9 protein-coding genes are annotated in these 8,807 nt (G+C 66.5%); 7 read left to right on the forward strand and 2 right to left on the reverse strand.

The annotated features are described in order from the left end of the window. Window positions 1–16: 16 nt before the first annotated feature. Both dnaN and dnaA read right to left on the reverse strand, forming a co-directional pair. Window positions 17–1,144 (reverse strand): DNA polymerase III subunit beta, encoded by a 1,128-nt coding sequence (gene dnaN / locus ACO0LU_RS18470; protein ID WP_424792815.1) that lies wholly within the window; start codon window positions 1,142–1,144, stop codon window positions 17–19. A 632-nt stretch (window positions 1,145–1,776) separates the two neighbouring features. Further along, window positions 1,777–3,210, reverse strand: a complete 1,434-nt coding sequence (dnaA, locus tag ACO0LU_RS18475; protein ID WP_424792816.1) for a chromosomal replication initiator protein DnaA — start codon at window positions 3,208–3,210, stop codon at window positions 1,777–1,779. A gap of 491 nt (window positions 3,211–3,701) precedes the next feature. Here dnaA and rpmH point away from each other — a divergent pair, with 491 nt between their 5' ends. The 7 genes from rpmH to ACO0LU_RS18510 all read left to right on the forward strand — a co-directional run. Continuing rightward, window positions 3,702–3,839 (forward strand): 50S ribosomal protein L34, encoded by a 138-nt coding sequence (gene rpmH / locus ACO0LU_RS18480; RefSeq protein ID WP_424787266.1) that lies wholly within the window; start codon window positions 3,702–3,704, stop codon window positions 3,837–3,839. 27 nt (window positions 3,840–3,866) lie between these two features. Next, window positions 3,867–4,214 (forward strand): ribonuclease P protein component, encoded by a 348-nt coding sequence (gene rnpA, locus ACO0LU_RS18485; RefSeq protein WP_424792817.1) that lies wholly within the window; start codon window positions 3,867–3,869, stop codon window positions 4,212–4,214. Further along, entirely contained in the window at window positions 4,211–4,534 is a 324-nt protein-coding gene (gene yidD / locus ACO0LU_RS18490) for a membrane protein insertion efficiency factor YidD (protein ID WP_424792818.1), read from the forward strand. Before rnpA ends, yidD begins: the two co-directional genes overlap by 4 nt. 17 nt (window positions 4,535–4,551) lie before the next feature. Beyond that, entirely contained in the window at window positions 4,552–5,844 is a 1,293-nt protein-coding gene (yidC, locus tag ACO0LU_RS18495) for a membrane protein insertase YidC (protein ID WP_424792819.1), read from the forward strand. A 20-nt stretch (window positions 5,845–5,864) separates the two neighbouring features. Next, complete coding sequence (locus tag ACO0LU_RS18500; protein ID WP_424792820.1) at window positions 5,865–6,410, forward strand: protein jag; 546 nt, start codon at window positions 5,865–5,867, stop codon at window positions 6,408–6,410. 46 nt (window positions 6,411–6,456) lie between these two features. Beyond that, entirely contained in the window at window positions 6,457–7,092 is a 636-nt protein-coding gene (gene rsmG, locus ACO0LU_RS18505; protein ID WP_424792821.1) for a 16S rRNA (guanine(527)-N(7))-methyltransferase RsmG, read from the forward strand. A 766-nt stretch (window positions 7,093–7,858) separates the two neighbouring features. Next, window positions 7,859–8,807, forward strand: a 949-nt coding sequence (locus ACO0LU_RS18510; RefSeq protein WP_424791224.1) for an IS481 family transposase, incomplete at its 3' end; no start/stop codon positions are given.

Here is an 8,807-nt window from a genome sequence, read left to right on the forward strand (position 1 = left end):
AACTACACGCCCGGAATCAGCCGGCGAAGCGGATCGGCACCAGCAGATAGCGGAACTCCTCTGCGTGGTCCTCGCCGTGCTGCTCGTCCTGCCCAGTCATCAGGACCGGCTTGGTGGGATGGTTCAACGACAACCGCACGTACTCGGTTCCCAGCGCTCCCAACCCGTCCAGCAGGTACTGCGGGTTGAACGCGGTGGTGATGTCCTCACCCTCCAGCACCGACTCGAGTGCCTCGGAGGCTTGCGCGTCGTCGCCCTGCCCGGCCTCGAGCACCACCTGGCCCTCGGAGAAGGACAGCCGAATCGGGGTATTCCGCTCGGCGACGAGGGCCACGCGCTTGGTCGCCTCGATCAACTCGGCGGTGTTGGTGACCGTGGTGGTGCTGGTGGACTCCGGGAACAGCCTGCGCACCGGCGGGTACTCCCCGTCCACCAGCAGGCTGGTGGTGCGCCGGCCGCCGGCCTCGAATCCTACGATGTCGGAACCCTCGCCCAAGGAAACCTCGACCGAGCCGCCGCCGGCCATGTTCCGTGCCACATCGGACAGGGTTCGGGCCCGCACCAGGGCGACCTGCTCGGCCGAGGGGTTGGAGGGGGACCAGGTCAGCTGCCGCATCGCCAGCCGGTACCGGTCGGTGGCCAGCAGCGTGAGTTTCTCGCCCTCGATCTCCATCCGTACCCCGGTGAGCAGTGGCAGCGTCTCATCACGACCCGCAGCGATGGTGACCTGGTTGATCGCCTGTGCGAACGCGGCGCCATCGATGCTTCCGAGTCGTTCGGGCATCTGTGGCAGTTCCGGGTATTCGCCGGTGGGCATCGTCAGCAACGTGAACCGGGCCGATCCGCAGCGCAGTTCCACCTTGGACTCATCCACCTGCACATCGATCGGCTTGTTCGGGAGCGACCGGGAGATCTCGGCGAGGAGACGTCCCAGCACCAGCACAGATCCGGGTTCACTCACCTCGGCGGGCACCTCGGCCCGGGCCGAGACCTCGTAATCGAAGGTGGACAGCCGCAGCGAGCCCTGGGCATCGGCCTCGAGCATCACCCCGGCCAGCACCGGGACCGGGGGCCGGGTGGGCAAGGTTCGTGCGGTCCAGGTGACGGCTTCGGCCAGGACATCTCGCTCGACCCTGAACTTCACGATGTCGGCCCTCCTGAGCGGGAATTGGGTTCGGGCCGGGTTGGGCCCCTGTCGTTCACGGCTCGCAGGACCAGCGCCTCGACGAGCGTGCGTCTTGTGATCATAGTGAGGATTCGGGACCGTGGTGGGCACCGCTGTGCGGCGGGGTTGAACCGGCTGTGGAATGTTGCCCCTCATTCAGCGGTTGTTCGGGCCTTGTTCACCGTGTTCGCGAGGCCGGAGCCAACGAGGATTTGGCACGAGACCCTGATGTTGGTTGTTCACAGCCGGATGATGGAGAGAAGGGTCATCATCGTCTTCGGTCCTGGGGATCATGGGGATAACCGCCATCGCCGCAGGTCAGCATGGGTGGCGGGCTGTGTAGCCAGCGCATGGGGATATACACAGGGCCACGGGCGGTGTGTGGATGGAGGCGCCGGTGCACAGCGCTCACCCACGACGAACGGGACGGCGGTCCACCGATCCGGAGCGTCTGTCCACGTCTATCCACACCCCTATCCACAGCTGTGCATTCGAGTCATGCGGAGGCCGCCGCGGGACCGGTGATCGTGGGCGGATCCGGCCGGCCCCGCGAGGAGGCAGCCGGGTGGGAACGCAGCAACCGTGTGGTGCGATGAGCACCGGACGGGGAGTTAGTTGCGGTGCTGCTGCTTGATCCGGTTGGTCAGTTCCGTGACCTGGTTGAAGGTGGAGCGCCGTTCGGCCATCTGTTGACGGATCTTCTTGTTGGCGTGCATCACGGTGGTGTGGTCACGTCCTCCGAACAACTGACCGATCTTGGGCAGGGAGAGTTCGGTGAGTTCGCGACACAGGTACATCGCGATCTGGCGGGCGTTCACCAGTACCCGGGACCGGTCCGCGCTGCACAGCGCCTCGATGGTGACCCCGAAGTAGGTGGCGGTCTGGGCCATGATCGCCGAGGGGGTGATCTCGGCTCCGTCGTCGTCGGTGATCAGGTCCTTCAGAACCATCTCGGCCAGGGACATGTCCACCGTCTGGCGGTTGAGGTTGGCGAAGGCGGTCACCCGGATCAGGGCGCCCTCGAGTTCACGGATGTTGGAGGAGATCTTCGAGGCGATGTACTCCAGCACGTCACTGGAGGCCTGCAGCGACTCACTCCCCGCCTTCTTGCGCAGGATGGCGATGCGGGTCTCCAGGTCGGGCGGCTGGACGTCGGTGAGCAGGCCCCACTCGAACCGGGACCGCAGCCTGCCCTCGAACCCGGTGAGTTGCTTCGGCGGTAGGTCGGAGGTGATCACCACCTGCTTGTTCGCGTTGTGCAGGGTGTTGAAGGTGTGGAAGAACTCCTCCATCGTCTGTTCCTTGCCCTGCAGGAACTGGATGTCATCGATGAGCAGCACCTCGACCTCGCGGTACCGGCGCTGGAAAGCCTCGGCCTTGTCATCGCGGATGGAGTTGATGAAGTCGTTGGTGAATTCTTCGGAGTTGACGTACCGAACTCGGATGCCCGGGTACAGGTTCTTGGCGTAGTGCCCGATCGCGTGCAACAGGTGGGTCTTGCCCAGCCCGGAGTCACCGTAGATGAACAGCGGGTTGTACGCCTTGGCCGGGGCTTCGGCCACGGCGGTCGCGGCGGCGTGGGCGAACCGGTTGGACGAGCCGATCACGAACGTTTCGAAGGTGTAGTTCGGGTTCAGCCGCGCATGCGGGTCCACCCCGGTGGAGTAGGTGTCGTTGGTGGCCGGGGGCGCCGGCGCGGGCCGCACCGGGCTGGCCACGGTGGGCGTCTCGGGTTCAGCGGTGGCGACCTCAGCCGGCGCGACTTCCTCCAAGGAAGGGTCCACGGTGACGGCCATCTTGACGTTCTGGGACAGTGCCGCGGACAGAGAGTTGGTGATGGAATCGCGGGCCCGGGTTTCGATGAAGTCCTTGGCGAAGTCGCTCGGCACGGCCAGCAGCACGGTGTCGTCGATGATTCCGAGCGGTTTGGTTAGTCGGATGAACGCCAGTTGGGCGCCGCTGAGTTCACCACGGTCGGTGAGGATCTCGATCGCGCGGTCCCATCCTGCTCCGAGGGCACCGGGATCCAGTGATGGTTCAGACACGGCTCCCCCAGGGGCACGGATAGACACGGACGATCCACAAGCCTATCCACAGGCTGTGCATGGTGCCCCGCCATAGGGGTGACCATCGGACCAGGACTGTGGACAGTACGTTGTGGCAGCCTAACCCCTCGGCGGGTGCGGGGGCCGCGCTATCGGTATCGGCTGTGAGGCCGGCTTCGGTCCGCACCGACCTGGCCCCCGACGGGGATCGTGTCCGGGGCGCCGTCGCGGTGGAGCGGACCTGGAGTACGGTGGCAGCAGCACAGGAGGCCGGAGGCCTGCGATAGCCGGTGATACCGGTCACGAGGTTTGACCGCTGGTTCGGCACTCACGTATCGTGAGCCAGTCTGTGCGGCCCAGTGCCGTGTCCTTCAGGGGGTTCGCGTCCACAACGTCGATGCCACCGAGGACGCCGCCGAGTGCCGTGAGAATCTTGACGCACTCCCACTTCCCCCGGCGGTGCGAATCGTCGAACGTCTTGGAGTACACCCGTGAGCAAGCGCACCTTCCAGCCGAACAACCGGCGCCGAGCCCGCAAGCACGGCTTCCGGCACCGTATGCGCACCCGTGCCGGCCGCGCGATCCTGGCCTCCCGCCGTCGTAAGGGACGCCAGGAGATCTCCGCCTGAGTCGCGGTGTTGCCGGCATCGCACCGGATGCGGCGCAGCGCTGAGTTCGCCGACACCATCGGTGGTGGCGGCCGCAGCGCCGGTCGCTATCTGGTGGTGCACGCCCTGCTCGACGACGACCCCACCCCGGCCGGACCGGCCCGGGTGGGTTTCGTGGTTTCCAAGGCGGTAGGTGGGGCGGTGCAACGAAACAGGGTGCGCCGTCGGCTGCGAGCGATCATGGCTGAGATCCTGCGGGATGTGCCCGCGGGCGCCGGCTTGGTGATGCGCGCCCGGCCGCCGGCAGCGGCGGCCACGTTCGGGCAGTTGCGGGCAGATGCCAACGCCCAGGTGAGCCGGGCCGTGCGGCGAGGGTCCAGGACGGTGGCGGCATGACCGCCGGTAGGCCCGGCCTGGCCCCGCGGGTGTTGATCGGACTGGTGCGGGCCTACCAGGCGATTGTGTCTCCCTGGTTCGCACCGCGGTGCCGGTACTACCCCTCGTGTTCCAACTACGCCGTCGATGCGTTGCGCAAGCAGGGCCTGATCCGGGGGTTCGGGCTGGCGGTGTGGCGGGTGCTGCGGTGCAACCCGTGGTCGCTGGGCGGGGTGGACCACGTACCGGAGCACCCTCGATCAGCACGTACCCTCTTAGACAGCCTTCCGGGCCATTCGAAGCGGACGCACCATGACGGCGCGGACCGCGACCTGACGTAGCGAAAGAGCGCTTCTCCATGAGTTTCTTCGACAACCTGCTGTGGCCGATCAAATGGGTCGTGGCCTGGATCATGGTCGGTGCGCACGACTTCTTGACCTGGCTCGGGCTCGATTCAGCCGGCGGGTTGACGTGGGCGTTGTCGATCGTGGCGCTGGTGATCGCGATCCGGATCCTGCTGATCCCGCTCTTCGTGAAGCAGATCAAGGCCTCGCGAGGAATGCAGATCCTGCAGCCGGACATGCAGAAGATCCAGAAGAAGTACAAGGGTAAGACCGACCCGGCCTCACGCCAGGCGATGCAGCAGGAGATGATGGCGCTGTACCGGGAGCACGGCACCACCCCGTTCGCGTCGTGTCTGCCGATCCTGGCGCAGATGCCGATCTTCTTCGCCCTGTTCCGGGTGCTGTGGTCCATGCCGGTGCTGGCCGAGGGCCAGTACCCGCGGGGCGACGGCACCAGCATCGGGGGACTCACCCAGGAACTAGCGGTCGAGTTCGAGGCGGCGGACTTCTTCGGCGCCACGCTTTCCTCGACGTTCCTGCATTCCGAGGGCCTCGAGCCGAAGATCGTTTCGGTCATCCTCATCATCATGATGTCGTTGACGATGCTGTTCACGCAGCGTCAGTTGACCATGAAGAACATGCCGGCGTCGGCACAGGACAATCCGATGGCGCGTCAGCAGCGGATGCTGATGTACATCCTGCCGGTGGTGTTCGCCGTGACCGGTGTCAACTTCCCGATCGGTGTGCTGATCTACTGGACCACCACCAACGTGTGGTCCCTGGGCCAGCAGTGGTACGTGATCCGGAACAACCCGACGCCGGGCTCGGAGGCCTACCGCAAGTGGGAGGAGCGCAAGGCCCGCAAGGCGGAGAAGAAGGGCCAGCCCCTGGAGGACAACCAGGAGGAGCCGGAGCCCGAGAAGCCGCGCGGCCAACGACAGCAGCCAGTGGGTAAGGCCCGGGCGAAGAAGCTCGGGGTGCGCCCCGGGGAGGTGCTCGCGGGTGAGGAGGATCCCGACGACGCGGTCTCCCCTGCCGGAAGGGACGTGGCCGGGAAGGACGTGGCCGGGAAGGACGCGGCCGGGAAGGACGCGGCCGGGAAGGACGCCCAGGCCCCGGCGGCCGATGCCAAGGGTGCCGCGCCGTCCGATCAGGATGGTGCGTCAACCGGCCAGGATTCGGGCCAGCCCGGCAGTGCCCACCATGCCTCTGCCGCCGCCGCGAGCGGCCGGAAGAATCACCCGGGTGGCAAGCCCGGAAATAGCAAGAAGCGCAAGAAGCGCAAGCAGAAGAAGTCCCGTCGCTGAGCCAAAGGACCCGTCATTCCATGACTGAACAGACCGCTGCGCGCCCTGAACCGGCTGACGCCGTCGGCGCCGACACCGCCGATCGCACCACCTCCCGCCTGGAGGAGGAGGGTGAGATCGCCGCGGACTACCTGGAGGAGTTCCTCGACATCGTCGACCTCGACGGTGACATCGAGTTGGATATCGACCACGGCCGAGCCGCCGTCGAGATCGTGGCGGAGTCCGACTCCCAGGCGCGGCTGTCCCGACTGGTGGGCTCCGATGGTGAGGTGCTGGACGCCCTGCAGGAACTCACGCGCCTGGCCGTGCAGACCAGCACCGGTGAGCGCAGCCGGCTGATGCTCGACATCGCCGGGCACCGGGCAGGTCGGCGCCGGGAGTTGACGGAGTTGGCCGAACAGGCGATCGCGCAGGTCAGGAGCACCGGCGAGGAGGTCTCGTTGCCGTCGATGAATCCGTTCGAGCGCAAGGTGGTCCACGACGCGGTCGCGGCGGCCGAATTGGTGAGCGACTCCGAAGGTGTGGAACCCCACCGGCGCGTGGTGATCAGGGCCGAGTCCTCGTGAAGCCGCTGCGTCGTCCGGTCCGGCGACCGCTGCACCGGAGTTGGTGATGTCCTGGGAGGTCACCAACCCAGAGCGCAGCCGGGAGATTCTGGGACTGGGCTACGCCGGTGCGGTCCGGTTCGGTGAGTTGCTCGCCGAGCACGGGGAGGAACGCGGCCTGATCGGACCCCGGGAGCTCGAGCGACTGTGGCCTCGTCACGTTCTGAACAGCGCCGCCGTCGCCCCGTTCCTGCCGCAGTCGGGCAGCGTGGCCGATGTTGGTTCCGGAGCGGGCCTGCCGGGGATGGTTCTTGCGTTGATCCGCCCGGATCTGGAGTTCCACCTGATCGAGCCGATGGAGCGGCGCGTCGCGTGGCTGACGGAAGTCGTCGACGAGTTGGACCTGGACAACGTGACGCTGCACCAGGTGCGCGCTGAGGAACTGCACGGCCGGGTCTCGTTCGAGGCTGTCACCGCGCGGGCGGTGGCGGTAATGAAGAAATTGGTGCCGATCGCGATGCCACTGGTGGCCCCCGGTGGGTCCCTGATCGCCCAGAAGGGCGGGCGTGCCGCTGCCGAGGTCGCCGATGCGCGCAAGGCCTTGCGTTCATACGGCGGCGTACACGCGCAGGTGCACGAGGTGGACGTGCTCGGTGATGGTGAGGTCACCCGAATCGTGCAGGTGCGTGCGGCGAAGGGCTAAGGCTCACGGGCCTGATGTGCTCTCTGTGTGGAGCGGCGCCCTGCATTATAGCACGTACGTACGAGTGGTTTCCAGTTGGCGCGGGTTGCGTGCGGAACCCGGTGTGGACTCGGCACCCAGAGGACCGGCGTCGTGATTTGGCACGCGCCACACCCACCGTAAGCGGCCGATCTGGTTGGAACAGACGCAGCGCGGAGCCGAAGCTTCTCATGCTGGGCTGGCAGGAATCGACGGTGATGCCTGATCTGCGCACGTGGATCGCCGGCCCGGTCTTAGGAACTCGGGGCCGGAGGATCCGGTGTTAGCGAAGCAAGCGGGAACGCCGCAGTGAGCACAGGGTGGGCGAGGCCTTCTGGAGCAGAAGGATGCCCGGAACTCGATCGGGCCGTGCGCATGAGAACGGTGCGTTCGCGTAGCGGTGGCGTCCATGCACAGGAAGGCGCAGGGGTGCCGTGGGCCGGTGTGCCGGTACGTGCACGGTGGCCGAGCGGCGCAGCGTCGCTCGCCGTCGATCCGAAGAGGCTTCGTGTTGCGCTGGAGCGTGGACACGTCGCGATGTCCGGCGTGTCGCTGGTGCCTGGCTCGGCGCGCTTCGCTGCCGGAGGCTGGAGCCAGGTGAGGCAGGTGCCACCGATGTTTCACGTGGAACCGGTTAGACCTGGCTAGGTGTACTTCCTCGACACGTTGTGATCGGTCCGTGAGTTAGAAGGAGACCTCCGATATCGATGGGTGTACCAACCATTTCATCGAACGTTCGGAGGTCTCCGTGACTCACCGTAATGCACCCCTGACACCTGAAGGTAGAGCCCGGATGGTTGCCCTGGTCGTTGAGGCCGGCTGGTCCCAGCGCCGGGTTGGCGAACGGTTCCAGGTCTCACCGGCTACCGTGTCCCGGTGGGTGGCCCGCCACCGAAGAGGGGCCGGATTCGAAGACCGATCCAGCCGCCCGCATCGGTGCCCGTCCCGGCTGCCGCTGCGCGCCGAGCGGCGCATCATCTCCCTGCGATTCAACAAGCGGTGGGGCCCGCACCGCATCGGCTACCACCTGGGGATTGCCCGCTCGACTGTGGGTCGGGTGCTGGCCCGGTACCGAATGCCCAGGCTGGAGTGCATCGATCAAGCTACCGGCCTGCCGGTGCGCCGGCCCCAGCCTCACCGGTACGAAGTTGATCGGCCCGGCCAGTTGGTCCACGTCGACGTCAAGAAACTGGGCCGGATTCCCGACGGCGGCGGCTGGCGGGCTCACGGCCGCGGTTCATCACAGGATCGGCGCGCCGGTTCAACACGCGACAAGGCAGCCAGAGCTGGCGCGTCGCCCTCACGCGGGTACCGGTACCTGCACCACGCCGTCGATGACCACTCCCGCCTGGTCTACTCCGAAATCCTCGATGACGAGAAGAAACACACCGCCGCCGCGTTCTGGAACCGCGCCAACGCCTTCTTCGACGGGATCGGCGTGACCGTGGCGGCAGTGATGACCGACAACGGTTCCTGCTACCGGTCCGGGGACTTCAAGCACGCGCTGGGCCCGCAGGTCAAGCACAAGCGCACCAAACCCCGCCGCCCGCAGACGAACGGGAAAGCCGAGAGGTTCAATCGGACCCTGATAGTCGAGTGGGCCTACGCCAGGCCCTACTCCAGTGAGACCGAACGTGAAGCCTCCTACGAGGCATTCCTCCACGACTACAATCATCATCGAGCCCACACCGCTATCG

This window comes from Pseudactinotalea sp. Z1748, from assembly GCF_049725185.1.
In the GTDB taxonomy this organism is placed as follows: domain Bacteria; phylum Actinomycetota; class Actinomycetes; order Actinomycetales; family Beutenbergiaceae; genus CALKWS01.

Excerpts from the sequence above, each read along its gene's own strand:
- rsmG (WP_424792821.1), top strand. The coding sequence starts at position 6,457 with ATGTCCTGGGAGGTCACCAACCCAGAGCGCAGCCGGGAGATTCTGGGA.
- yidD (WP_424792818.1), top strand. The coding sequence starts at position 4,211 with ATGACCGCCGGTAGGCCCGGCCTGGCCCCGCGGGTGTTGATCGGACTG.
- yidC (WP_424792819.1), top strand. The coding sequence starts at position 4,552 with ATGAGTTTCTTCGACAACCTGCTGTGGCCGATCAAATGGGTCGTGGCC.
- ACO0LU_RS18500 (WP_424792820.1), top strand. The coding sequence starts at position 5,865 with ATGACTGAACAGACCGCTGCGCGCCCTGAACCGGCTGACGCCGTCGGC.
- rnpA (WP_424792817.1), top strand. The coding sequence starts at position 3,867 with ATGCGGCGCAGCGCTGAGTTCGCCGACACCATCGGTGGTGGCGGCCGC.